The organism is Brachybacterium sp. SGAir0954, from assembly GCF_005490785.1.
Taxonomy (GTDB): Bacteria; Actinomycetota; Actinomycetes; order Actinomycetales; family Dermabacteraceae; genus Brachybacterium; species Brachybacterium rhamnosum.
Genome location: NZ_CP027295.1, coordinates 557,624 through 581,404 on the forward strand (window position 1 = coordinate 557,624; position 23,781 = coordinate 581,404).

17 protein-coding genes and 2 pseudogenes are annotated in these 23,781 nt (G+C 73.7%); 9 read left to right on the top strand and 10 right to left on the bottom strand.

Annotated features, from left to right (window positions below):
- Positions 1-16 precede the first annotated feature (16 nt).
- Complete coding sequence (locus C1N80_RS02465; RefSeq protein WP_137769332.1) at positions 17-1,228, top strand: toxic anion resistance protein; 1,212 nt, start codon at positions 17-19, stop codon at positions 1,226-1,228.
- A gap of 72 nt (positions 1,229-1,300) precedes the next feature.
- Here C1N80_RS02465 and C1N80_RS02470 read toward each other — a convergent pair whose 3' ends face one another.
- The 4 genes from C1N80_RS02470 to C1N80_RS02485 form a co-directional block, all read right to left on the bottom strand.
- Positions 1,301-2,641 (bottom strand): MFS transporter, encoded by a 1,341-nt coding sequence (locus C1N80_RS02470; protein WP_168197996.1) that lies wholly within the window; start codon positions 2,639-2,641, stop codon positions 1,301-1,303.
- A 102-nt stretch (positions 2,642-2,743) separates the two neighbouring features.
- Positions 2,744-3,703 (bottom strand): 3-hydroxyacyl-CoA dehydrogenase family protein, encoded by a 960-nt coding sequence (locus C1N80_RS02475; protein WP_137769334.1) that lies wholly within the window; start codon positions 3,701-3,703, stop codon positions 2,744-2,746.
- A 112-nt stretch (positions 3,704-3,815) separates the two neighbouring features.
- Positions 3,816-4,589 (bottom strand): SDR family NAD(P)-dependent oxidoreductase, encoded by a 774-nt coding sequence (locus C1N80_RS02480; protein ID WP_137769335.1) that lies wholly within the window; start codon positions 4,587-4,589, stop codon positions 3,816-3,818.
- A gap of 38 nt (positions 4,590-4,627) precedes the next feature.
- Positions 4,628-5,548 carry a sugar phosphate isomerase/epimerase gene (locus C1N80_RS02485; RefSeq protein WP_137769336.1) on the bottom strand — a complete coding sequence of 307 codons (921 nt, stop codon included), beginning with the start codon at positions 5,546-5,548 and terminating at the stop codon, positions 4,628-4,630.
- A 294-nt stretch (positions 5,549-5,842) separates the two neighbouring features.
- Here C1N80_RS02485 and C1N80_RS02490 point away from each other — a divergent pair, with 294 nt between their 5' ends.
- Genes C1N80_RS02490 through C1N80_RS02505 form a run of 4 tightly spaced genes read left to right on the top strand, consistent with a single transcriptional unit; the run spans position 5,843 to position 9,615 of the window.
- Entirely contained in the window at positions 5,843-7,546 is a 1,704-nt protein-coding gene (locus C1N80_RS02490) for a dihydroxyacetone kinase family protein (RefSeq protein ID WP_137769337.1), read from the top strand.
- Between the two features lie 37 nt (positions 7,547-7,583).
- The gene (locus tag C1N80_RS02495; protein WP_137769338.1) at positions 7,584-8,054 is read left to right on the top strand and encodes a ribose-5-phosphate isomerase; all 471 of its coding nucleotides are present in this window, start codon (positions 7,584-7,586) and stop codon (positions 8,052-8,054) included.
- Positions 8,055-8,059: 5 nt separating this feature from the next.
- Positions 8,060-8,809, top strand: a complete 750-nt coding sequence (locus C1N80_RS02500) for a triose-phosphate isomerase (RefSeq protein WP_137769339.1) — start codon at positions 8,060-8,062, stop codon at positions 8,807-8,809.
- Positions 8,810-8,865: 56 nt separating this feature from the next.
- Complete coding sequence (locus tag C1N80_RS02505; protein WP_137769340.1) at positions 8,866-9,615, top strand: hypothetical protein; 750 nt, start codon at positions 8,866-8,868, stop codon at positions 9,613-9,615.
- Here C1N80_RS02505 and C1N80_RS02510 read toward each other — a convergent pair.
- Complete coding sequence (locus C1N80_RS02510; RefSeq protein WP_137769341.1) at positions 9,596-10,276, bottom strand: GntR family transcriptional regulator; 681 nt, start codon at positions 10,274-10,276, stop codon at positions 9,596-9,598. The genes C1N80_RS02505 and C1N80_RS02510 overlap by 20 nt on opposite strands.
- Before the next feature lie 184 nt (positions 10,277-10,460).
- On the opposite strand from C1N80_RS02510, the gene C1N80_RS02515 reads away from it, so the two are divergent.
- A complete protein-coding gene (locus tag C1N80_RS02515; protein WP_240811204.1) occupies positions 10,461-11,624 on the top strand; it encodes an MFS transporter in 1,164 nt (387 codons plus the stop codon).
- Here C1N80_RS02515 and C1N80_RS02520 read toward each other — a convergent pair.
- Both C1N80_RS02520 and C1N80_RS02525 read right to left on the bottom strand, forming a co-directional pair.
- Positions 11,621-12,607, bottom strand: coding sequence for a Gfo/Idh/MocA family protein (locus C1N80_RS02520; RefSeq protein ID WP_137769343.1), 987 nt, complete (start codon positions 12,605-12,607; stop codon positions 11,621-11,623). The two genes, C1N80_RS02515 and C1N80_RS02520, sit on opposite strands and share 4 nt — an antisense overlap.
- Positions 12,601-13,614 carry a Gfo/Idh/MocA family protein gene (locus C1N80_RS02525; protein WP_137769344.1) on the bottom strand — a complete coding sequence of 338 codons (1,014 nt, stop codon included), beginning with the start codon at positions 13,612-13,614 and terminating at the stop codon, positions 12,601-12,603. Before C1N80_RS02525 ends, C1N80_RS02520 begins: the two co-directional genes overlap by 7 nt.
- A 114-nt stretch (positions 13,615-13,728) precedes the next feature.
- On the opposite strand from C1N80_RS02525, the pseudogene C1N80_RS02530 reads away from it, so the two are divergent.
- A pseudogene (locus C1N80_RS02530) lies at positions 13,729-15,177 on the top strand (alpha-N-arabinofuranosidase).
- A 108-nt stretch (positions 15,178-15,285) separates the two neighbouring features.
- Here C1N80_RS02530 and C1N80_RS15975 read toward each other — a convergent pair.
- Positions 15,286-16,236 (bottom strand): annotated as a pseudogene (locus C1N80_RS15975) (MFS transporter); the annotation flags it as partial.
- Between C1N80_RS15975 and C1N80_RS15720 the strand changes: the two are divergent.
- Positions 16,219-16,962, top strand: a complete 744-nt coding sequence (locus C1N80_RS15720; protein ID WP_137769345.1) for a hypothetical protein — start codon at positions 16,219-16,221, stop codon at positions 16,960-16,962. The pseudogene C1N80_RS15975 and the gene C1N80_RS15720 sit on opposite strands and share 18 nt — an antisense overlap.
- Here the strand turns inward: C1N80_RS15720 and C1N80_RS02545 are convergent.
- The gene (locus tag C1N80_RS02545) at positions 16,952-20,122 is read right to left on the bottom strand and encodes a GH36-type glycosyl hydrolase domain-containing protein (RefSeq protein WP_137769346.1); all 3,171 of its coding nucleotides are present in this window, start codon (positions 20,120-20,122) and stop codon (positions 16,952-16,954) included. The genes C1N80_RS15720 and C1N80_RS02545 overlap by 11 nt on opposite strands.
- On the bottom strand, positions 20,119-21,177 hold the full coding sequence (locus tag C1N80_RS02550; RefSeq protein ID WP_137769347.1) for a LacI family DNA-binding transcriptional regulator: 1,059 nt from the start codon (positions 21,175-21,177) through the stop codon (positions 20,119-20,121). Before C1N80_RS02550 ends, C1N80_RS02545 begins: the two co-directional genes overlap by 4 nt.
- 206 nt (positions 21,178-21,383) lie before the next feature.
- Here C1N80_RS02550 and C1N80_RS02555 point away from each other — a divergent pair, with 206 nt between their 5' ends.
- Positions 21,384-23,768 (top strand): beta-galactosidase, encoded by a 2,385-nt coding sequence (locus tag C1N80_RS02555; RefSeq protein WP_137769348.1) that lies wholly within the window; start codon positions 21,384-21,386, stop codon positions 23,766-23,768.
- The last annotated feature ends 13 nt before the right edge of the window (positions 23,769-23,781 follow it).

The following is a 23,781-nucleotide window of genomic DNA, read 5'->3' on the forward strand; positions in this document are numbered from 1 at the left end:
GAGACCAGGAGAAGCCATGGACAAGCTGCAGCCGCCCACCCCCGAGCCGGAGATCGTCGCCGCGGCGCCCGTCGAGGAGCTCAGCGAGGAGAAGGCCGTCTCCCTGCTGAGCGACCTGCCCGCCGATCAGGCGAAGGAGCTCGAGCAGCGGGCCGGCAGCTGGATCGACGAGGTCTCCGCGCTGAACCCGCACTCGCAGGAGTTCAGCGCGCAGGTCGCCGCGATCGGCGCGGTCGCCAAGAAGACCTTCGAGCGCACGGGCGCCTCGAGCTCCCGCTTCATGGAGCAGTCGATGCGGGACGCCCGCGACGGCGGCGCCCAGGAGAAGGTCGCCCAGAGCCTCGTCCAGCTGCGCACCCGCATGGAGGACCTCGCGCCGAAGCCGGACACCTTCGCCACCAAGGCGCTGTCGTTCCTGCCCGGCCGCGGCGCCGCGAAGCGCTACTTCCGCGGCTTCGAGTCCAACCAGAAGCAGCTCGACGAGGTGCTCCAGGCGCTGGGCCGCGGGCAGGAGATGCTGCAGCGGGACAACGCCGAGCTCGCCGTGGAGCGCCGCGCCCTGTGGGAGGACCTCCAGAACCTCCAGAAGGCCTCCCACCTGCTGGGCCAGCTCGACTCGCAGGTCGTGGACCGGGCCGCGCAGGCGCGGGCGGAGGGCCGGGCCGACGTCGCCGACGGTCTCGAGCGGGACGTGCTCTTCGCGGTGCGCCAGCGCCGCCAGGACGTCGCCACCCAGATCGCCGTGACCGTCCAGGCCTACCTCTCGATGGGCCTCATCGAGGACAACAACACCCAGCTCGCGCGCGGCGTGGACCGGGCCCGCACCACGACCGTGACCGCGCTGCGCACCGCCGTCATCACGGCGCAGGCGCTCGAGAACCAGCAGATCGTGCTCGACCAGATCGACGCGGTCAACCGCACCACGAACGACCTCATCGACCGCACCTCCCAGATGCTCGCCCAGAACACGGCGCGCATCCAGGAGCAGGCGGCCACCTCGGGCGTCTCCCCCGAGACGCTGCAGCGCGCCTTCGACAACCTCTTCACGACCATGGACGGGATCGACGCCTTCCGCGCGAAGGCCAACGAGAACTTCCTGACCACCGTGAACGCCCTCGAGCAGCAGGTGGGGCGTGCCCACCCGTACGTCGAGCGGCTCCAGCACGACGCCGCCGAGGGCCGCACCCTCGAGGGCGGGACCCGCACGAACCTGTCCATCGAGGACTGAGCCGGCGCACGTGAGCGGCCCCTGCCCCGGTGACTCGGGAGCAGGGGCCGCCTGCGTGCTGCGGGAGCGACCTCAGACGGACGTGTCCACGCGGGTGCCGTCCGGCTGGACGCCCGGGGTGGCCTCGACCGGGTTCCGGCCGGCCCAGGCGCGCATGCCGATCGCGGCGCCGATCGCCCCGAGCACGAGGACCGCGCCCAGGAAGAACATGCCGTTGACCGGGTTGCCGGTCGCGTCCGAGACCGCGCCGACCACGTAGGGGCCGACGAAGCCGCCGATGTTGCCGAAGGAGTTCACGAACGCGATGCCGACGGCCGCGGTGGCGCCCACGAGGTAGCGGGTGGGCAGCGCCCAGAACACGCCGGCGACCGCGTAGAGGAAGAACGCCGCCATGGACATGGCCGCGATCTGCAGCGGCCCCGGCGGGGCGACGGCGGCGAGCAGGATGCCGATCGCCGCGCCCACGTAGATGACGATGAGCGGGATCCAGTTCTCGCTCATGCGGGCGGCGAGCCGCGAGGTGACGAAGATGCCGATCACGCCGAAGACGTACGGGATCGTGGCGAGCCAGCCCGTCTCCGCGGAGGAATCGCTGAAGGCGCTGATCACGGTGGGCAGCCAGAAGCTCAGGCCGTAGATGCCGACGGTCGAGGGGAAGAAGAGCAGGGCGAACACCCACACGTACTTCGAGCGCAGGGCCCGCAGCGGGTTCGCGTGCGACTCCTGGCCGTAGAGCAGGCGGTCCTTGTCCAGCTCGGTCTCGATCCAGGTCGCCTCCGCGTCGGACATCCACGGGGCCGAGCGCGGGGTGTCCCGCAGCCACAGCAGGGTGGGGACCGCGGCGATCATCGCGACGACGCCCGCGAGGATGAACAGCCAGTGCCATCCCTGCAGGCCGAACCAGCTCAGCTCGAGCACGACGCCGGAGAGCGGGCCCATGACGAGGAAGGCGATCGGGGCGGCGAGCACGAAGGTGCCGGTGGCCTTGGTGCGGTGGCGCTGCGGGAACCAGAAGGTCAGGTAGAACAGCACGCCCGGGTAGAAGCCGGCCTCGGCGACGCCCAGCAGGAAGCGCAGCAGGTAGAACAGGCCGGTCGAGTTCGTCAGCGCGGTGAGGGCCGTGATGAGACCCCACGTGAAGAGGATCCGCGCGAACCACTTCCGGGCCCCGACCTTGGGGAGGATGTAGTTCGAGGGGACCTCGAAGAGGAAGTACGCGAGGAAGAACAGGCCCGCGCCGAGGCCGAAGGCGGCGTCGCTGAGGCCCACCTCCGCGGACATCTGGGTCTTCGCGAAGCCGAGCACGGAGCGGTCGATGTACGCGATCGTGTACAGGACCATGACGAAGGGCACGATGTGCCAGGTGATCTTGGAGATGAGCTGGCGCTCGTCGATCTGGGCGGATGATTCCACGATGAATCCTCTGGGCGAGTAGGGCAGGGGGATGCGCCGCCGGGCCGGCGGGCGCATGGCCCGCCGGCGGCGGTCAGGGTGCTGCTGGGGTGGAGGCCCGGGTCAGGAGGCCTTGGGGGCGGGGCCGAGCTCGGCGAGGAGCTGCGACATCTTCGCGTAGGCGTTGTTGCGGTAGGCGACGAGCTCGGCGCTCGTGGCCTCGTCGTAGGTGCCGAGCAGGCCGGCGCCGTTCTTCACGCCCTTGCGGTCCGCGGCGACGGCGTCCTTCAGCAGCTGCGGGGTCGCGAGCCGCTCGCCGAAGGCGTTCTCGAAGGTCTCGAAGCAGTTGGCGTAGACGTCGAGGCCGGCCTGGTCGGCGATCGCGAAGGGGCCGAAGAAGCCCAGGCGGAAGCCGAAGGTCGTGCGGACGATCGTGTCGACGTCCTCCTTCGTGGCGACGCCCTCCTCGACGATCGACATGGCCTCCTTGAGCAGCACGTACTGCAGGCGGTTGAGGACCATGCCGGGGGTGTCCGCGACCTGTGCGCCCTGGTTGCCGGAGCGCTCGAGCAGCGCCTTGACGGCCGCGACGGTCTCCGGCGTGGTGGCCTCGCCGGCGACGAGCTCGACGCCCGGGATGAAGGGAGCCGGGTTGGAGAAGTGCACGGTGAGGAAGCGCTCGGGGTGCTTCACGGCGCTCTCGAGCTCCTTCACCGGGATGGTGGAGGTGTTGGTGCCGATGATCGTGTCGGGGCGGGCGTGCTCGGAGATGAGGCCGAGCACCTGGCGCTTGACGTCGAGCCGCTCGAAGACGGCCTCCTCGACGAGGTCGACGTCCGCGACGGCCTCCTCGATGGTCCTGCCCGCGGAGATGTTCTTCTCGACGAGGTCTGCGCTGCCGGGGGCGAAGAGCCCCTGGGCCTCGAACTCACGGGCCTCGTTGCGGAGACGCTCGAGGGAGGCGTTCGCGGTCTCGACGCTGACGTCGGCGAGGGTCACGTCGAGGCCGGCGATCGCGAGGACCTGGGCGATGCCGCCGCCCATGTAGCCGGCGCCGACGATCGTCACGGTGGAGATGGTCATGCTGGGGGACTCCTTCGTCTGTGCTGGGCCGCGGGCCCGGGTCGTGCCCGGTGTCTCTCGCCGCGGCGACAGCAGTGATCCTATGGGATATCTGGTGAGTGTGGGGGGCCGGTCAGACCATGTGCTTGCCGCCGTCGACGAAGACCGAGTCCCCGTTGACGAAGCTCGAGTCCTCGCTGGTCAGGAACTTGATGAGGCCCGCAACCTCCTGGGGCTGGCCGACGCGCTGCAGCGGGATGTCGGCGGACATCCCGGCCTTGCGCTCGTCGGTGAGGGTGCCGCCCATGATGTCGGTGTCGATCGGGCCCGGGACGATCGCGTTGCAGGTGATCCCGTGCTTGCCGAGCTCACGGGCGCCGCCGCGGGTCAGGCCCAGCACGGCGGCCTTCGCCGCCGCGTAGCCGATCTTGGAGAAGGTGCCGCCGCCGTCGTAGGCGGTGATCGAGGCGGTGTTGACGATGCGGCCGCCGTGACCGCCCTCGATCATGCGGGTCGCCGCGGCCTGCATCATGAACAGGGTGCCCTTGGCGTTGACGTTCATGACGCGGTCCCAGGTCTCCCCGTCGAGCTCGAAGATCGAGTGCGGGCTGGGGATGCCGGCGAGGTTCACCTCGGCGATGACGGGCGGGAGCTCCCGGTCGATCACCGCGAAGGCGGCCTCCACGGAGTCCTTGTCGGAGATGTCGACGCCGACGCCGATCACCGTGCGGCCCGACTCGGCGGCGAGCTCCGCCGCGAACTCCTGCACGGCGGCCTCGTCGATGTCGAGGGCGGCGACGTCCCAGCCGGCGGCGGCCAGGGCGCGGGCGACGTGGCGGCCGATGCCGCGCGGGGCGCCCGCCCCGGTGACGACGGCGGTGCGCTTCTGGGGAAACGTGCTGGTCATTGCTGCTCCTTCGCAGGGTGATGACGAGGGGATCGGGGTCAGGCGAGGGCCGAGGTGAGCACCTGGCGCACGTACTGCACGTTCTCGGCGATGACGCCGAGCGAGTCCGAGCCGTAGTGCTCGCAGCAGAACGGGCCGGTGTAGCCGAGCTCGACGGCGCGGCGGATCACCTGGCGGTAGTTGATGTAGCCGTACTTGAGCGGGGTCGGTGCGGTCGCGTAGGCGCCGGTCGCCGGGTCGAAGTCCCGCGAGTAGTTCTTGATGTGCCAGAAGTTCGCGTGCGGCAGCACCTTCTCGAACATGTCCTGCCAGGGCTCGACCTCGCGGTGCAGGCGCACGATGTTGCCGATGTCCGGGTTCAGGCCCACGTTCGCGTGGTCGACGTCGCCCAGGAAGGAGACGGCGTCGTCGGCCGTGCCGACGTAGGTGTCCTCGTACATCTCGAGGCTGATCTGCACGCCGCTGGCCTGGCCGAGGTCGCCGAGCTCGCGGATCCGCTCGATCGCGAGGTCGCGCAGGGCCGGGTCGTCGTGGTGGCCGTCCTCGAGCCAGAACCACACCGAGTCGTTCTGCGCCGGGGTCGTGGCCTGCATGAAGCCGGTGTTCACGACCGTCACACCGAAGCTCGGGGCGAGCTCGACGAAGCGGCGGGCGTCGGCGAGGTTCTGCTCGCCGTTCTCGACGTCCACGACGGAGCTGCGGGTCATGGAGATCGAGGAGAGGGACAGACCCTCGCCGTCGAGCACGCGACGGAACTCCTCGAGGCGCTCGTCGGAGAGCTTCGCGAGCGGCAGCCAGGCGTCGGTGGGGTCGATCTGGTCGACGCCCAGCTCCTTGACCTGTCGGAGCTGCGAGGCCCAGACCGAGGACGAGGCCTCCAGGGTGGGAGTGCCGTCCGGGGTGGTGCTGCCGAAGGACAGCATGTTGGCGCCGATCGGCCAGTTCTCAGCGGTGAGCATCAGGTGCCTTCCTCGTTGACGTGGTCGTCGGGAATCCTATAGGAAGATTCGCGAGGTGGCGACCCGCGGCTCTCGTCGACCCCGCCGAGGCCGCTCGAACCTCTCCTGCCGCGCCCACCCTGCGGCAGCATCCGAGCAGGTAGGAGCAGAACTTTCCCGCCGTCTCGCCGCGCGCCGCATGTTCCTATAGGATCGTCTCCGTCGACGGGTCGTCCCCACGCCCCGAGCGGTCGACGACGACCCCGCCCCGTCCACCGCGCCGCACCGCCGCCGGCGCCCGCCCAGGAGTTCCCGATGACGAAGCTCTACAACGACCCCGCCCAGTTCGCCGCCCAGGCGGTCCGGGGTCTCACCCTGTCCCACCCCGAGCACGTCGCCGAGGTCCACGGCGGCGTCGTGCGCCCCACGCTGACCCCGAAGGGCCAGCCCGCCCTCGTGATCGGCGGCGGCTCCGGCCACTACCCCGCCTTCGCCGGCTGGGTGGGCCCCGGCATGGGGCACGGCGCCCCGTGCGGCAACGTCTTCGCCTCGCCGTCGGCCTCGCAGGTGTACTCCGTCGCCCGCAACGCCGAGAACGGCGGCGGCGTGATCCTCGGCTTCGGCAACTACGCCGGGGACGTGCTGCACTTCGGCCTCGCCGCCGAGAAGCTCCGGGCCGAGGGCGTGGACGTGCGCATCGTCAAGGTCAGCGACGACATCGTCTCCAACACCCCTGACCAGCACCGCGACCGCCGCGGCATCGCCGGCGACCTGCCCGTCTTCAAGATCGCGGGCGCCGCGATCGAGGCCGGCGCGGACCTCGACGAGGCCGAGCGGATCGCCTGGAAGGCCAACGACGCCACCCGCTCCTTCGGCGTCGCCTTCGACGGCTGCACCCTCCCCGGCGCGGACGACGCCCTCTTCCACGTGCCGGCCGGCCAGATGGGCGTGGGCCTCGGCATCCACGGCGAGCCCGGTGTGCGCGACGAGCCCGTCGGCTCCGCCGACGAGATCGCGACCCTGCTCGTCGAGGGCCTGCTCGCCGAGCGGCCCGAGGGATCCTCCGGTCGCGCCGCCGTGATCCTCAACGGCCTCGGCACCGTGAAGTACGAGGAGCTCTTCGTGGTCTATGCGAAGGTCGCCGAGCTGCTCGAGACCGCCGGCATCACCCCGGTGCGCCCCGAGGTCGGCGAGTTCATCACGAGCCTCGACATGGCCGGTCTCTCCCTCACCCTCGTCTTCCTCGACGAGGAGCTCGAGCAGCACTGGCTCGCGCCCGTCGACACCCCCGCCTACCGCCGCGGCGCCGTCGCACCCGTCGAGCGCGAGCAGCGCGAGAGCTACTGGACCCCCGGCGCGGACCCGGTCCCCGCCGCGAGCGACGACTCCCGCGCGACCGCCGCGAAGGTCGCGGACGTCCTGGACCTGTTCCAGGCCGTCTGCGCCCGCGAGGAGGCCGAGCTGGGCCGCATCGACCAGATCGCCGGTGACGGCGACCACGGCCAGGGCATGGCCTACGGCTCCACGGGCGCCGCGAAGGCCGCCCGCGCCGCGCTCGACGAGGGCGCCGGCGCGCGCACCCTGCTCGTCCGGGCCGGTGAGGCGTGGTCCGAGTCCGCCGGCGGCACCTCCGGCGCGCTCTGGGGCGCGGCGCTCACCGCCGCGGCGGGCGTCTGCTCCGACGACGAGGGCGCCACCCCGCGCACCGTCGTCGACGCGCTCGACTCCGGCATCGACGCGGTGCTGCGCCTCGGCGGCGCCCAGGTGGGCGACAAGACCATGGTCGACGCCGCCGTCCCCTTCCGTGCCACCCTGGAGAAGGCGTTCACCGGGGAGAACCCGGCCGCCGCGATCCTCGAGGCCGCGGGCGCCGCCCGCGAGGCGGCCGCCGCGACCGCGGAGATCACCGCCCGCCTCGGCCGCTCCCGCGTGCTGGGCGAGCGCTCGCTCGGCACCCCCGACCCGGGCGCGATCTCGTTCTCGATCCTCATGACCGAGCTCGGCGAGCACCTGTCCTGACGTCCTGACCAGCACCACCACCCCTGAGGAGATCACCATGGCCCTGCGCATCGTCACCGGATCCGACAACGCCGGCTACGGCCACAAGTCCGCCCTGAAGGAGCTGCTCGAGAACGACCCGCGCGTCGAGTCCGTGACCGACGTCGGCGTCGGCGGGCGCGAGGACGGCGAGCTGTACCCGAACGTCGCCGTCGCCGCGGCGGAGAAGGTCGCCGCCGGCGAGGCGGACCGCGCCCTGCTCATCTGCGGGACCGGCCTGGGTGTCGCGATCGCCGCGAACAAGGTGAGCGGCATCCGCGCCGTCACCGCCCACGACCTGTACTCCGTGCAGCGCTCCGTCCTCTCGAACAACGCGCAGATCCTCTGCATGGGCGAGCGCGTCATCGGCCTCGAGCTCGCCAAGGAGCTCGTGAAGGTGTGGCTCGACCTCGAGTTCGACCCCACCTCCTCCTCCGCCGAGAAGGTCGACGCGATCTGCGCCTACGACGGCTCCCTCGAGCAGGCCTGATCCCCATGAGCACGCTGTGGGTGGGCACCAGCTGGAAGATGACGAAGACCCTCACCGAGGCGCGGGCCTGGGCGGAGGGGCTGCGCGAGCACCTCGACACCGTCCCGGACGGCGTGCAGCCCTTCGTCATCCCCTCCTTCACCGCCACCACCACGGTGCGGGAGATCCTCGGCGAGGACTCCCCCGTGCTGCTCGGCGTGCAGAACGCGCACTGGGAGGACACCGGCGCCTGGACCGGCGAGGTCTCCGTCCCGCAGGCGAAGGACGCCGGCGCGCAGATCGTCGAGATCGGCCACTCCGAGCGCCGCGAGCACTTCGGGGAGACCGTGGAGACCACACGGCTCAAGGTCGCCGCGGCCCTGCGCCACGGCCTCACCCCGCTGCTGTGCATCGGGGAGAGCGCGGGGGTGAAGGAGGCCGGCGGCTCGAGCGCGTTCATCCTCGAGCAGGCCGCGGGCGCCCTCGAGGGCCTCTCCGAGGAGGAGCTCGCGCGCGTGGTCATCGCCTACGAGCCGATCTGGGCGATCGGCGAGAAGGGCCGACCCGCCACCGTCGAGGAGCTCGTCGAGCCCTTCGCCGCCCTCGGCGCGGAGTACACCCGCCGCGTCGCCGGGCTGCTCTACGGCGGCTCCGTCAACCTCGGCAATGCCGCGGATCTGCTCGGCATCGACCACGTGACCGGCCTGTTCGTGGGCCGCACGGCATGGGAGCTCGAGGGCTACCTCGAGCTGCTCGCGATCGCCGGGCGGTCCTGAGAGCCCTCTCGGGGAGCGGTCGTATCCTTGTCCGCACGGCGAGGTCAGGGGGAACCATGGCACAGCGGACCGGCACGCTCCGGGTCCGGCCGCGGCGACGCGGCCGATGGCTCACGATCGGTGTGCCCGTCACCGCCGGGCTCGTGCTCGGCATCGGCAGCTTCCTCACCCTCGGCGTCGCGAGCCTGATCGGCGGCGGCACCCTGCTCGCCCCGCTGCTCGCCGGCCTCGGCGTCGGCGTGCTCGTGGGCGGCGCCCTGGGCCTCGCCCTCCGCAACCGTCGCGCCGCCCCCGTGCGCCTGCAGGACTCGGGCCTCGCGATGCCCGAGGGCACGCTCCCCGCCCTCGAGGGGATCGTGCGCACCACCCGCCGTCGGCGACGTGACCTGCAGCGGGTGCGCCGGCACGTGCGCGACCGCACCGTGCGGCCCGTCCTGCGGCGCGCGGAGACGCTGCTGCTGCGGATCGACGCGCTCGTCGCGAGCCCCGCGCTCCGGACCCGCCGCCCCTGGGACGACGACGTGCTCCTTCTCGAGGGGATGGCCGAGCGCTACGTCCCCGACCTTGTGCGCGCCGCGGAGGACAACGCCGGCTTCCTCACCGCCCCCGGCGACGGCCCGCGGCAGACGGCGCTCGCGAACCTCCGCAGCATCGACGCCCAGCTCGACGCCCTCGCCATGAGGCTCGACGAGGTCGAGGGCCGGCTCGTCTCGGGCGTCACCCGGGAGCTCGACGTGCACGCCGAGTTCCTGCGCGTGCGCCTCGCCCAGGGCGAGCCGGTGCGGGTCAGTCCTCCGCTGCGCTGAGCGAGCGGGCGAGCACGGCGTCGAGGTGCGCGGCGAGGGCCTGCAGCGCCCCGTCATGATGATGCTGGCGCACCTTCTCCAGCACGATCCCGTGCTCCTCGTGGGCCACGCGGCCGTCGAAGGTCTCGGGCCCGCCGGACCAGGTCTGCCGCATGCGGTGGCTGTAGGTGCTGAGGTTCTCGACCATGGTGCGCAGGTAGCGGTTGTCCGCGTGGGCGAAGAACACCTGGTGGAAGGCCCAGTCCGCCCGGAAGTGCTCGTTGAGCAGCTCGTAGTCCTCGGCGCCCGCGGCGTCGATCTGGGCGAGCACCTCGGCGTGGCGGGCGTGCGCGGCCTCGAGATCGGCGACGAGCGCGTCCCACTGGGTGAAGGCGCGACCCAGGGCCGCGGACTCAACGACCTTGCGGGCGTCGAGCAGCTCGGTCATGTGCTCGGCGTCCAGCGGCGGGGCGACCACGTAGCCGCGCAGCGCCACGTACTCCACGAGGCCGGAGCGCTCGAGGGCCACCATCGCCTCGCGCACCGGGGTGGGTGAGACCTCAAGGTCGCGGGCGAGGCCGTCGATGCTGAGGCGGGAGCCGGGGGCCCAGCGGTTCTCGAGGAGGCGCTGGAGGATGAGCTCCTCGACCTCGTCGCGCAGGACCTGTCGTCGGATGGCCAAGGGGCGGCTCCTTCGGGCGGGGCGGCGGCTCCCGGTGTCCGGACTGCCGATCGGGCTTCCCATAGGATAACGGGGCCCGCGCCGAGCTGAGGAGCCTCCCACGACCACCACCGCGCCCCGCCGCTTCGGCGCCCTCCGCGACCCCCACTCGCGGCCCTACCTGCTCACCGCCGGCCTCTCGATGATGGCGGACAACATCGAGCACGTCATCACCTACTGGTTCCTCTGGCAGGCCTTCCACTCCCCCGCGCTCGTGGGCTTCCAGGTGATCAGCCACTGGCTGCCGTTCCTGCTGTGCTCGGTGTGGTTCGGCGAGCTCGCCGAGCGGCACGACTGCCGTCGGATCATCCAGATCGCCCAGGGGCTGTTCGCCTTCGTCTCCGTGGCCTGGGGCGTCCTCTTCCTCACCGGCACGCTGACGATGTGGGAGGCGTGCATCCTGCTCGTGCTGCACGGCTGCGCGGGCGCCCTCTGGGGCCCGGCGGAGCAGCTCATGCTCCACGACTTCGCCGAGCCGCGGGAGCTGCCCGGTGCGGTGCGGCTGAACGCGACCTTCAAGAGCCTCGGCGTGCTCGCCGGGCCGATCGTCGGCTCCGCGCTGCTGCTCGCCCTGGGCCCGGCGATCGGGATCCTCGTGAACGTCCTGTTCTACCTGCCGATGACCCTGCTCATGCTGCGCACCCCCTACACCGGGCACACGCGCGACGGCGTGGTCCGACGTGAGCGGCTCGGCCCGCTGCGCTCCCTCGCCGTGCTGCGCACCGTCGCCGGGGACCGCGTGCTCGTCGCGATGATCGCGCTGGGCGGGCTCATCGCGGTGGGCGTCGGCTCCTCCCTCCAGGTCGCCATGCCCTCCCTCGCCGACGCCCTCGGCGCCGGGGACGCGGGCGCCGCCTACGGCCTGCTCCTCTTCGCGAACGGCGTGGGCGGCGTGGTGGGCGGCGTGCTGCTCGAGGCGACGGGCGTGATCCGGCCCAGCACCCGCGCCGCCGTCGTCGCGACCTTCCTCTTCGGGGTGACCACGATCGTGGTGGCGACCTCGCCGAGCTACCTCGTCACCGTGCTCGCGCTCGTCATCGGCGGCGTCGCGAACATGGCCTCGATGACGATCGGCCAGGCCGTCGTGCAGCTGCGCGCGCCGGTCGACCAGCGCGGCCGCGTGATCGGCGTCTACAGCATGCTCACCACGGGTCTGCGCACCGGCAACGGGATCACCCTCGCGGTGCTCGGCTCCCTGATCGGCGTGACCGGGACCGTGCTCGTGGGCGGCGGCGTGCTCGCCGTCGGGGCGGTCGTCATCGCGGCGCTCATCGCGCTGGCGACCGCCCGACGGCGCGCGGCGGGCTAGAGCGAGGCGAGCGGCACGGGCTGCCCCGTGCGCACGGACTCCTGGGCGGCGGCGACCACGCGCGTGGTGCGCAGGCCCACCTCGCCCGTCGGCTCGACCGCCTCACCGGCGCGCACGGCGCCGAGGAACGCCTCGAGCAGCGCCGCGTCGAGGTCCGTCCCGTAGGGCAGCCAGCGGCCGGGGCCGCCCACGTGCGGGGCGAAGGCGTCGATCTGCAGCTGCCCGCCGGTGCCCACGGCCTGCAGGGTGAGGCCGCCCCAGGTGGGGGCGTCCGCCGGCTGCGACCACGAGCAGTCGATCGTCGCGACGAGGCCGCCGGGGTAGGTGAGGGTGACGAGGCCGCCGGTCTCCGCGTCCCCTGCCCGGTCCTTCCAGAGGATCCGGTTGGTGACGGCGTGGACCGTCTCCGGCTCGCCGAGCAGCGAGTCGAGGATCTGGGCGAGGTGCACCGTGTGGTCCACGAGGGCGCCGCCGCCTGCGAGCTCCGGGTCGCTGAACCAGTCGCGGCCCGCGGGCAGCTTGCCGTTGTTCGTGCCGGTCAGGCCGATGACCTCACCGAGCGTGCCGTCGGCGGCCGCCGTGCGGAGCGCCGCGACGGCCGGGGAGAAGTGCACGGGGAAGGCCGTCATGAGCACGACGCCCGCATCCCGGCAGGCCGCGACCATCTCCTCGGCGTCCGCGACGGTGGTCGCGAGCGGCTTCTCGCACAGCACGTGCACACCGCGCCGCGCGGCCTCGAGCACGAGGTCGCGGTGGTGGGCGTTCGCGCTGGTCACAACGATCGCCTCGGGGCCGTCGGCCCAGCGGTCCCAGGCCTCCTCGTAGGAGCCGACGAGGCTGCGGGCGCTCACGTTGCCGAAGCCGTCCGGGTCCGCGACGACGAGGTCGACGTCCGCCCGGGCCTCGAGCAGCGCCGCGTAGCCCGCGGCATGGGTGTGCGCGCAGCTCATGAGCGCCACGCGGAGGGGGGTGGGGGTCAGCATGCGATGCTCCGTCCGGTGCGCAGGGACTGCAGGGCCGCGCCGGCCACGCGCACGGCCTCGGCGCCGTCGGCCCCGTCCACGCGCGCGGCGCCGCCGCTGCTCAGGGCCGCCACGAAGTCGAGGATCTCCTCGGCGTAGGGGCTGGGGAAGGTCGTGACCTCCGGCAGGAAGCCGTCGCCGGAGGCCTGGCGGGCCGCGGCGACCGCGTCGAAGGTGATGCCGGAGTCGCCCGCGGAGTCGTAGCGCAGGCAGCCGCCGGAGCCGGCGAGGTCGAAGGTGTAGCGGAACGCGGTGCCGGGAGCGCCCCACAGGCCGCGGCAGTGGCTGATCGCGCCCGAGGCGTGGGTGAGGACCACGTGGGCGGTGCGCACCTCGTCCGTCGCGGCGGCCGTGTGCTGGCGGGCGTGGACGGCGACGGCCGGGCCGGCCATCCACAGCGCCTGGTCGATGTCGTGGATCATCTGGTCCATGACGATGCCGCCCGAGAGCGACTCGTCCCCGAACCAGGGCTGGCGCGGGAAGGAGCCGGTGCGCTCGAAGCGCAGCACGGCGATCTCGCCGATCTCGCCCGCGTCGATCGCCCGCTTCGCGGCCGCGTACTGCGGGAAGTAGCGGACGACGTGCGCGGGCAGCAGGCGTCGGCCCGCCCGCTCGGCGTGCGCGACGAGATCGTCGGCCTCCTCCGCGGTGAGCGCGAGCGGCTTCTCGCAGACCACGTCGAGCCCCGCGTCGAGCGCAGCGTGCACGATCGCGCCGTGCTCCGGAGTGGGGGTGCAGACGTCGACCACGTCGACGGCCGCGAGCAGGGAGCCGAGGTCCGCGTGAACCCGCGCGCCGAACTGCGCGGCGAACTCCTCCGCGCCGGCGACGCTGTGGCAGTGCAGCTCGGCGCCCGCCTCGACCCAGCCGGGGGCGTGGGCGCGGGAGATGCCGCCGGTGCCGACGATGCCGACGCGGAGCGGGGACGAATGCTGGTCAGGTGCCGGGTCGGCGCTGAACTGGGGCATGGGTCGAACCTATCGCGCAGCGGGCATCCCTGGCCCGGCGTCCGCAGGTCCCACTAGGGTCGATGCACACGACCCGGTCGCGCCTCCGACGCCGCGCGGCCCGAGGGGTCACCGATGGCCCTGCACGGCACGATCCATCTCCACCCCGCGCACGTCGTGGGACCGGTGCGGCGGCGCACCTTCGGCAGCTTCGTCGAGCACATGGCCCGCTGCGTCTACACCGGCATCTACGAGCCCGGCCACCCGCTCGCGGACGCCGACGGCCTGCGCACCGACGTCCTCGCCCTCACCCGCGAGCTCGGCGTGAGCAGCGTCCGCTACCCCGGCGGGAACTTCGTCTCCGGCTACCTCTGGGAGGACGGCGTCGGCCCCGTCGAGCAGCGGCCGCGGCGCCTCGAGCTCGCCTGGCACTCCACCGAGACCAACGCCTTCGGCCTCGACGAGTTCATGACCTGGGCGGACAAGGCGCAGGTCGAGCCGATGTCCGCGGTGAACCTCGGGACGCGGGGCACGCAGGAGGCGCTCGACGTGCTCGAGTACACGAACGCCCCCACCGGCACCGCCTAGGCGGATGCCCGCGCCGCGAACGGCCACGAGGAGCCCTACGGGATCCGCATGTGGTGCCCCGGCAACGAGATGGACGGCCCCTGGCAGATCGGCCACAAGACCGCCGAGGAGTACGGCCGGCTCGCCGCGGAGCCCGCGCGCGCCATGCGCCGCATGGACCCCGACCTCGAGCTCGTCGCCTGCGGCTCCTCCTTCCCCTCGATGCCGACCTTCGGCGCCTGGGAGCAGGCGGTGCTCGCCGCCGCCGAGGAGCTCGACGACTACCTCGACGCCGTCGTCGCCGCCTGCGACCACGCCCGCACCCTCGGCAAGCACTCCAAGCGGATCATGATCAGCGTCGACGAGTGGAACGTGACGAACGCGAGCCGCGGCGGCGACGCCGGGGAGGACCCGAGCGGCGAGGACTGGCCCGAGGCGCCCGCCTTCGCCGAGTCGACCTACACCGCGCAGGACGCCGTCGTCGTCGGCAACCTGCTGATCTCCCTGCTGCGGCACACGGACCGCGTGGCCTCCGCCTCCCAGGCGCAGCTGGTCGACGTGCTGGGCCCGATCCGCACCGTGCCCGGCGGCCCCGCCTGGCGGCAGACGATCTTCCACCCCTTCGCCCTCACCTCCCGCCACGTGAGCGGGCAGGTGCTCACGACCGTGAGCGAGTCGCCGCAGCGGGCGAACCCGCGCCGCGGCGGCACGAGCCCCGTGCTCGACGCGGTCGCGACCTGGGACGAGGGGACCGGCTCCCTCGTGGTGCTCGCCGTGAGCCGCAGCCGCGGCCAGGACCTCGAGGTCACCGTGCCGCTCGGCGCGTTCGGGGAGGACTTCGCGGTCCAGGAGGCGGTGGTCCTCCACGACGAGGACCCGTACGCGGTCAACACGGCCGACGATCCCGACCGCGTCCTCCCCCGCCCGCTCGCGGGGGCCCGGATCGAGGACGGCACGCTGCGGGCGACCCTCCCGCCGATCAGCTGGGCGATGATCCGGCTGGGCCGGCGGTCCTGACCTCCGGCCCCGTCCCCTGCTTCTCGCGGAACAGGGACGCGAAAAGAGGGCCACGCCCACGGCGAGCGCGGCGGGGATCAGCCGGATCGCCCGCCAGGCGTGGGTGCCGTCGGAGGCGAGGAAGGCGTCGACGATGGGCCCGGAGATCAGCGAGCCGATCAGCAGCGTCCACTTGATGCCGAGCTTCTTCAGCATGAGCGGCATGATCAGCAGGAACAGCGCCTCGGAGACCTGCCCGAGGGACTGCACCGCCGCCGCGGACCTCACCCCGATCTCGTTGAGGTAGAGGTTGGTGAAGTTGTAGTAGAAGGCCAGCGGGATGCAGATGAGGATCGAGGAGAGGAAGAAGACGAGGAAGGAGCGGCTCCTCAGCAGGGCGAGGGCGTCGAGGCCCAGCACGTCCCGCACGGTCGCGCGGCCCTGCGCCGGCTGCGGCGGCTGCGGCGGCGTGTGCGGGAGGGTGAAGGCGTAGATCCCCAGCAACGCCGAGCCGATCGCGGCCATGACGAAGGTGTTCGCGAGCGCACCGCCCGCCTCCCAGCCGAGCCAGCCGATGAGCAGGCCCGCGATGATCCAGCCGATCGTGCCGAACACGCGGATCGACGGGAACTGCTTCTCGGGGCTCGCGAGGCGCCGGAAGGAGATCGAGTTCGCGAGCGCGAGGGTGGGCATGAAGGACACCATCGCGAGCAGCGCGAGCACGAAGAACGGCCCGAACTCCTCCTGCCGCCCCGCGAGGAACAGCATGACGGCGCTGACCACGTGCAGCACGCCGAGGATCCGCTGGGCCGCGAAGAAGCGGTCCGCGATGAGGCCCACGATGAACGGGGCGAGGATCGCGCCGAGGGACTGGGTGAGGAAGGCGAGGGAGATCTGGCTGCCGCTCGCCTGCAGATCGGTCGCGAGGTAGGTGCCGAGGGTGACGAACCAGGCGCCCCAGACGAAGAACTCCAGGAACATCATCGTCGAGAGCCGCGCACGGGTGAGGAGGTCGAGGTCCATGCCCCAGGAATCCAGCCCGGCACAGGGCACCATGGGGGCATGATCGACGACGAGCATCCGCTGCTGACGGCGCTCACCGGGCAGTGGGTGGAGGCCGCCGACCCGGCGCCGCAACCCGTCCTGGTGACGAGCCGCGCGGCCGTGCTGCACGGTGACCTGCGGGGGCCGAGCGGCGCTCCCACCAGGGACGACGCCCGCGTGCTGGGCGCCTTCGTCACCTCGAGCGTGCTCGCCGCCGACGGGACGCTGACGCTCCTGCTCGCCGATGCGGACGGCGGCCGGCCGATGCCGCTCGCGGTCGCCGCGCCCTGGGGCCTCGCCCTTCCGGACGGCTCCGCCCTCGCCGCCGCGGAGGACGGCCGGATCGGCGTGCGTCCCGGGGATCCTGCCCCGCGCTTCGCGACCCCCGCGGCCATGGCGGCGTGGGCGGCGAGCGACCCGGACGAGGTCGAGCTCGCGGTGCTCGAGGCGGGGCTCGACGACTGGGTGACCCCGGGGGACGTCGTCGCCGAGCTCGTGGAGCGCGGCGTGCGGGACCCGCGGGAGATCGCCCGCCATGGCGCGGCGGCGCTCGCCCGGCTCGTGGCCCGCGGGGACCTCGAGGCCGGTTCGATCGGCGAGCAGGGCTTCGTCGCTGCTGCTGAGGGACAGGCCGCATCGATCGAGCACGTGGCGGCGCTGTGGTCCGCGCTCGGCGGGATCGGGAGGCGGCCGGGCCCCGGTCAGATCGCCTGGTTCGCGATCACCGACCGGGGCCGGTCCCGCATGCCCGTCAGCTCGTGACGACCTCGAGGCGGGTGCCCGCGCGCACCCGGCCGCGGTCGATCGCGACGCCCGCCGCACGGTAGCGGCGCTCGAGGCCGCGCACACCCTCGCCCGCGAGGTCGATCTCCTGCCCGTCGATCCGGAGGGAGCGCACACCGCAGCCCGTCTCCCCCACGGTGACCTGCACGGTCAGCATGCCGCCGTCGAAGGGGACCTCGGCGGTGGTGCCGTCGAGCGCGGCCGGCAGCACCGGGTCGACCTCGAGCAGGCCGGCGCGGGCGCGCACGCCGAGCACGTCCTCGACGACGAGGCGCAGCAGCAGCCCCGGGCCGGAGGAGTAGACGCGCCAGCCGCCCTCGAAGCCCGTGGACTCCTCGAACAGCGCCGCGCCGTTCTCGGCGGCGACGTAGCGGTCCGGGAAGACGGCGTCGGAGCTCGAGTAGTAGCAGTTCGCCTGCCGGGGCCGGGCCCCGCGGATCCGCTCGGTGACCCCGATCGGGACGGCCTTCAGCAGCTCCTGCCAGGCGCGCTCCGCCTCGCCCAGGCGGGTGAGCGCCTCGATGAAGCGCAGGTGGGAGTGCATGTACATGAGGCCGATCTCGCGGCCCCAGAAGGTCGCGGTCTCCGCCCGCTGGAAGACCTCCATGACGCCGCCGTGGTACTCGACGGGATGGTCGAAGAGGTACACGCCGGTGGGGCCGGCGAGGTGCTCGTCGATGAGGTCGAGGTGGTGGCGGGCCTGCTCGGGCGTGAGCAGCTCGTCGGTGAGGGCGTGGATCATCTGCAGGGAGCCGTGCTGCAGCCCCGTGGTGGTGTCGGTGGGGTGCACGAGGTGGCGCAGGCGCCCCTCCTCGAGCCAGCCGTAGCCGGCGAGCTCGCCGTCGACGAGCAGCAGCTCCGCGAAGGCCTCCGCGGCGCCCGCGGCGATCGTGCGGCAGCGCTCGACGAGCGCCGCGGTCTCCTCGCCGGCGTGCTCGGCGAGGGCGTCGGCGAGGCCGGTGAGGGCGGTGATCTCGAGCTCCGTGGTCCACGTGGAGCACAGGTGGCGGGCGAGCTCGGGCCGCGCGGGCTGGAGGGAGTCGTTCCAGTCGCCGTGGCCGTAGGCGGGCAGGCGGGGGTCCTCGGTGCGGGCGCCCTCGATGTGGGCGACGGCGCGGGTGAGGTGGTCGAGCACGCTCGTGGGCGCCCCCATCGCGGCATCCCCCACCCAGGGGGCGGTCTCGCCGAGGATGCTCGCGTCCCCTGTCGCGTCGAGGTACTCGCCGAGCGCGCGCAGCGGCCAGTAGACGACGTCGCCGTGGCTGTCGCGCAGGCCGGGGCCGGCGTGGCCGGGCAGGTAGTCGAACCACTGCGGCCAGGTGCCGTCCTCCTGCTGGGCGCCGAGCACGGAGAGCAGGGTGCTGCGGAGGGCCGCGGGCTCGTCGGTCGCGAGCAGCAGGCCCAGCGGGCCCTGGCACACGTCGCGGGTGCCCCAGGCGCCGCCGCTGTACTGCTCGAGGCCGCGCGGGGAGCGGAAGTGCACGGCGGCGTTCTGGGCGAGCCAGGGCAGCATCTCGCCGATCGCCTCCCCCTCGACGGTCGCGGCGCCCGTGAGGGCGGGCAGGCGCGGGGCGTAGGCGGGCTCGGGCTGGGAGGTGCCGAGCAGCACCTCGGCGGTGCGGGCGGTGCCGAGGGCGGCGGTGCGCAGGCCGCTGCCGTGCTCGCGGGCGTCGGCGAACAGGGCGGCGTCGCCGTCCACCGGCACGGGCGCGCCGTCGGCCGTGACCTGCAGCGCGAGCTCCTCGGAGCCGTCGACGACGAGGAGCAGCTCGCCGGCGGTCGAGGTGATCGTGATCCGGGCGGCGCCGGGCAGCTCGACGGCGGAGCGCACCTCGATCCCGCCGTGCTCGGTGGAGTAGCGCCAGGTGCTCGCGGCGGCGGAGGTCGACCAGGCGGAGGGCACGCCGAGCAGCTCCCAGTCGCCGCCCTCGGCGCGGTGCAGCAGGCGCACGCCGCTGCGGCGCTCGAGGCCCAGGTAGGAGCGGCGCACGGTCGTGGTCTCGCCGCTCGAGGCGTGCCCCTCGGTGAGCTGGGAGCAGAAGACGCCGCGCATCCAGACGGTCGAGGCGACGGTCGCGAGATCGGCGACGGCGCCCGCGGTGGCCTGTTGGATGTGGCCGTGGGGGCGCAGCACGCCGCGCTCCTTCGCAGCGCTGACCACGTGCCCGGCGGGGCCGAAGCCGGAGAGCAGGCCGGAGCGGCCCTCCTCGACGAGGCGCAGCTCGCCGCCCGCGAGCTCCTCGAGCAGGGCGCGGTCGCCGGGGTGGACGGGCAGCTCGGCGGCGAGGGCGAGCAGGCTCGCGGCGAGGGGGGTGCCCGGCTCCGCGGCGGGGAGGGCCGGGAGCTCGAGCCCCTCGCGCACGGCGAGCACGAGATCGGCGTCCGCCGCCGACGTCGCCTCGGGGTGGTCCGCGACGACGGCGCCCCAGAAGCTGGTCACCTGCTCCTCGCCCGGGGCGAGGGTCACGGCGGCGGTGCGCAGGCCGGCGAGGGTGTGCTCGTGCTGGAGCCGCTCGGAGGGCAGGTCCAGCGCGGCGTCGAGGCCGGAGCCGGTCGCACGGTCCACGAGCTGGAGGGCGTCGGTGCCCCACTGGGCGACGGGGGCGTCGGCCCCGATCACGGCCCAGGGGACGTCGCCGGTCGGCATGTTCTGGCGCACGGCGAGGGCGAGCGTGCCGCCGGGGAGGTCCACGGGCGTGAGGTCGAGGTACTGGGCGACGTACTGCTCGTTGCGGCGCACGGCGTCCATCGCGGTCAGCGCCACGTCGAGGGTGTGCAGGAGGTCCGCCTCGACCGCCTCGGCGCCGTCGTTGCGCAGCGCGATCGTCCAGGCCCATCCGGCGCCGTCGGCCGTGGCGGCGAGGCGGGTGCGGGCGGTGAGGTCGCCGTGGGTGGTGGTGACGGTGCCGCCCGCGGTGATGGTGCCGCCGCTCGCGGGGCCGGTGAGCGGGGCGGCGGTCCAGGCGGCGTCGCCGGGGCGGCGGTGGCGCAGGTGCACGCCCGCGGGGCCGGAGCCGGCGGCGGTCGCGGGGTACTGGAGCAGGCTGAGGCCGGCGGCGTCGAGGCGGGCGGCGTCGCCGGCCTCGGTGCGCTCGAGGGTCACCGGGAGGGTGCGCACGGCGGTGGTGGAGGGGGTCACGGGGTCTCCTGGGGAGCGGGGGTGGGGGTCAGCTCCTCGCCGTCGCCGGGCGCGGCGCAGCCGCAGCTGGACCGGTGGACGATGCGGGAGTCGAGCACGACGGGCTCGGGGTCGGGGTCGGCGCCGTCCACGAGCTCGGCGAGGCGGCGCGCGGCGAGCGCCCCGAGCTCCTCCACGGGCTGGGCGACGGTGGTCAGGTCGGGGCGCACGTAGCGGGCGGCGTGGACGTCGTCCCAGCCCACGACCGCGATCTTCGCGGGGACGTCGACGCCGAGGTCCTGCAGCTCGTGCTGGACGGCGAGGGCGAGCTCGTCGTTGCCGCACACGATGGCGTCGATGTCGAGGCCCTCGGAGTGCAGCTCGCGGGCCACCTCGGCCCCCTCCTCCTCGACGGGGTCGACGGCGAAGGTGGCGACGGGCTCGAGGCCGGCGTCGGCGAGGGCGCTGCGGAACCCCTCGTGGCGGGCGCCGATGTCGGAGTCCGGCTCGGGGCGGCCGACGAAGGCGAGGCGGCGGCGGCCGGTCTCGATGAGGTGCGCGGTGAGGCGGGCGGCGGTGACGGTGTTCTCCGCGTAGAGCGCGTCGCGGCCGGGAATGCGGCCGCGGGCGGCGACGACGACGGGACGGCGGGCGGCGATCTCGGTGATGAGGGCGTCGTCCACGGCGCTGCGGGCCATGAAGGCGACGCCGTCCACGTTCCCGGCGAGCCGGCGCACGGCGCGGTCGGGGTCGGTGTCCGGGCCGGCGAGGTCGAGGACGACGGAGAGGCCCATCTCGCTCGCGGCCATCTCGAAGCCGACGAGCACGGCGGCGTAGTAGGGGCCGTCGATGTGCGGGAGCACGAGGCCCAGGGCGTTGGTGCGCCGTCCGGCGAGGGCGCGGGCGGCGCCGTCGGGCACGTAGTTGAGCTCGCGGGCGGCGACGAGGACGGCCTCGCGGGTGCGGGGGGCGACCTTGTCGCTGCCGCCGAGGGCGCGGGAGACCGTCGCGGTGGAGACGCCGGCGCGCTGGGCGACGGCGTAGATGGTGGCGGCGCGATCGGGGGTCCGATGCATGCTCCTCACCTTCCTGGGGCGTGTGCTGCGGGTGGGGTCCGGGGCGGGGGTCATGGGGTCCCGCCTGGTGGCCTCGTGCTTGCGCTCCCGGAATGGAAGCGCTTACATAGTCTCACGGTAGACGAGGACGCCTCCCGCGTCCACGTCGCCCACCTGACGGCGGGGTCCCTGGTCCCACGCCACCCAGCCACGGACGGGACACCCTCATGATCACCATCGACCGCCGCCGGATCCTCGTGGACGGCCGGCCCCGCCTGGTCCTCGCCGGGGAGATCCACTACTTCCGCCTGCCCCGCGACCAGTGGGCCGCGCGCATCGAGCAGCTCCGCGCGGCCGGCGCGAACGCCGTCGCGAGCTACCTCCCCTGGATCTGGCACGAGCTGCCCGGCGGCGACCTCGACGTCACCGGGGACACCCGCCCCGAGCGGGACCTCGGCGCCTTCGTCGACCTCTGCGCGGAGGCCGGGCTGTGGTTCATCGCCCGTCCCGGCCCCTTCCAGATGGCCGAGCTCAAGAACGAGGGCCTCCCCCACCGCCTCTACCGCGAGCACCCCGAGATCGTGCCCGTGGGCTGGGACGGCACGCCCGCTCCCACCGCGGCCGTCGATTACCTCGCCCCCGCATTCCTCATCGAGGCCGAGCGCTGGTACGACGCCGTCCTGCCCGTGCTCGCCCCGCGGCTGGCCACCCGCGGCGGCCCCGTGATCGCCGTCCAGCTCGACAACGAGATCGGCATGCTCGCCTGGGTCTCCAACTCCCCCGACCTCACCGACCACCTGCTCGCGGACCTCCGCACCTGGATCCTCGAGCACCGCGAGGACGCCGCTGGGACCTACCCCGCGATCACGGAGGGGGCGGACGCCTGGGCGCGCGCCGTGCGCAGCCCCGAGGAGGCCTGGGCCGGGCCGCTGCGTGTGGACTTCACCCGCTTCATGCGCGGCCGCTTCGCCCGCTACGTCGGCCGTCTGCGCGCGGCCGCCGAGGCCCGCGGGATCACCGGCGTGCCCTTCCTCATCAACATCCACGGCACGGGCGACGGCTCCGGCGAGCCCTTCGGGATCGGCATCAGCCAGCTCGAGGAGACCTACGCCGGCCTGCCCGGCATGGTCTCCGGCTCGGACCACTACACGGGCGACATGACCCTGGACACCACCACGGACCTCTACGTCATGAACGCCCTCCAGCAGGCGGTCCACGACGAGGACCAGCCGCTCACCTCCCTCGAGTTCGAGGCCGGGACCGGCGACTACGGGGACGGGTACGAGCGTCTCGCCGAGCCCTCCACCGCGGATCTGAAGTCCCGCCTCTTCGTCGCCCAGGGCAACCGCCTGCTGAACCACTACCTCTTCGCGGGCGGCGTGAACCCGCCGCTCGAGGAGCCCCTGGGCGACGGCAACGACCGCCTCGCCTTCACCGGCGAGCGCCACGGCTTCGCCGCCCCGATCACCCCCGAGGGGCTCGAGGGGCCCGCCTACGCGCCGCTCGCCGCGTCGATCTCGCGCCTGCTGCTGCACGAGCGGCACCTCGCGAGCGCCGTCGAGGAGCTCGACGACCTCGCCCTCGGCTTCGTCGTGGACTCCTACGCGACCGAGTACGCCCACCCCCGCAGCGCGCTCATGCAGGAGGTCGTCGAGGACCTCCGCGCGCACCGCGGCGCCGGGCAGCGCAAGGCCCTCGCCCGCAGCGCCCTGCTGCGCGGGCACCGCTTCGACGCTGTGGACCTGCGCCGCCCGCGGCCGCGGCCGGACGGCGAGGGCCGGCGCGTGCTCATGCTCGCCGCCTCCCGCCACCTCGACCCGCTCGTGCAGAGCCACCTCGTCGAGCACGTGGAGGCGGGCGGGAGCCTGCTCCTGCTGGGCCCGCTGCCCGAGAGGGACCTCGAGGGCCGCCCCTGCCGGATCCTCGCCCGCGCCCTCGGCGTGCAGGCCGGGGAGCTGCGCCGCGACTCGCCGCACCACTACCCCTCCGTGCGCGGGGAGGCCGCGGCGGCGGCGCTCGGCGAGACCCGCGTGTCCTGGTTCCAGGAGCTGCGGGTGCCCGCGGGCACCGCGCTGCTGCGCACCGTCGACGGGGAGGTCTGCGGGGCCGACGTCACCGTCGGGACGGGCCGCGCGGTGCTGCTCGCGGCGGGCCTGCCCTCGCACCCGCGCCTGTTCGGGGAGCTGCTCGAGTCGCTCGGATCCGGCCGGGGCCTGGCCCTGACCAGCGACGTGCCCGGCGTGTTCGCGCTCAGCACCCGCGACGAGGAAGGCGGGCGCATGCTGCACCTGCTCAACGTCACCGGCTACCGGCCGCGCGTGCGGATCGTGCTCGACGGCGAGGAGATCGACCTCGAGCCCGCCCCGCACACCGGCTACCTGCTCGCCCGCGGCCTGCGGCTCGGCGGGGTCGAGGTGTTCGCGGCGAACGCCGAGATCGACCACGTCGGGACGGGAGTCCTCGGCTTCGACGCGCCCGCCGGACCGCGGGCGCGGATCGTGCTGCGCACCGACGCCCCGGTCACCGCGGAGGGCCCCGGCGCCCGCGCCGTCCGCACCGGGGACGGGGTCGTCGTCACGGCCGACGGCCCCGTCCGCGTGCACCTCGGCTGAGCTCCCCATCCCG

Excerpts from the sequence above, each read along its gene's own strand:
- C1N80_RS02465 (WP_137769332.1), top strand. The coding sequence starts at position 17 with ATGGACAAGCTGCAGCCGCCCACCCCCGAGCCGGAGATCGTCGCCGCG.
- C1N80_RS02475 (WP_137769334.1), bottom strand. The coding sequence starts at position 3,703 with ATGACCATCTCCACCGTGACGATCGTCGGCGCCGGCTACATGGGCGGC.
- C1N80_RS02480 (WP_137769335.1), bottom strand. The coding sequence starts at position 4,589 with ATGACCAGCACGTTTCCCCAGAAGCGCACCGCCGTCGTCACCGGGGCG.
- C1N80_RS02485 (WP_137769336.1), bottom strand. The coding sequence starts at position 5,548 with ATGCTCACCGCTGAGAACTGGCCGATCGGCGCCAACATGCTGTCCTTC.
- C1N80_RS02490 (WP_137769337.1), top strand. The coding sequence starts at position 5,843 with ATGACGAAGCTCTACAACGACCCCGCCCAGTTCGCCGCCCAGGCGGTC.
- C1N80_RS02495 (WP_137769338.1), top strand. The coding sequence starts at position 7,584 with ATGGCCCTGCGCATCGTCACCGGATCCGACAACGCCGGCTACGGCCAC.
- C1N80_RS02500 (WP_137769339.1), top strand. The coding sequence starts at position 8,060 with ATGAGCACGCTGTGGGTGGGCACCAGCTGGAAGATGACGAAGACCCTC.
- C1N80_RS02505 (WP_137769340.1), top strand. The coding sequence starts at position 8,866 with ATGGCACAGCGGACCGGCACGCTCCGGGTCCGGCCGCGGCGACGCGGC.
- C1N80_RS02515 (WP_240811204.1), top strand. The coding sequence starts at position 10,461 with ATGGCGGACAACATCGAGCACGTCATCACCTACTGGTTCCTCTGGCAG.
- C1N80_RS02520 (WP_137769343.1), bottom strand. The coding sequence starts at position 12,607 with ATGCTGACCCCCACCCCCCTCCGCGTGGCGCTCATGAGCTGCGCGCAC.
- C1N80_RS02525 (WP_137769344.1), bottom strand. The coding sequence starts at position 13,614 with ATGCCCCAGTTCAGCGCCGACCCGGCACCTGACCAGCATTCGTCCCCG.
- C1N80_RS15720 (WP_137769345.1), top strand. The coding sequence starts at position 16,219 with ATGATCGACGACGAGCATCCGCTGCTGACGGCGCTCACCGGGCAGTGG.
- C1N80_RS02550 (WP_137769347.1), bottom strand. The coding sequence starts at position 21,177 with ATGCATCGGACCCCCGATCGCGCCGCCACCATCTACGCCGTCGCCCAG.
- C1N80_RS02555 (WP_137769348.1), top strand. The coding sequence starts at position 21,384 with ATGATCACCATCGACCGCCGCCGGATCCTCGTGGACGGCCGGCCCCGC.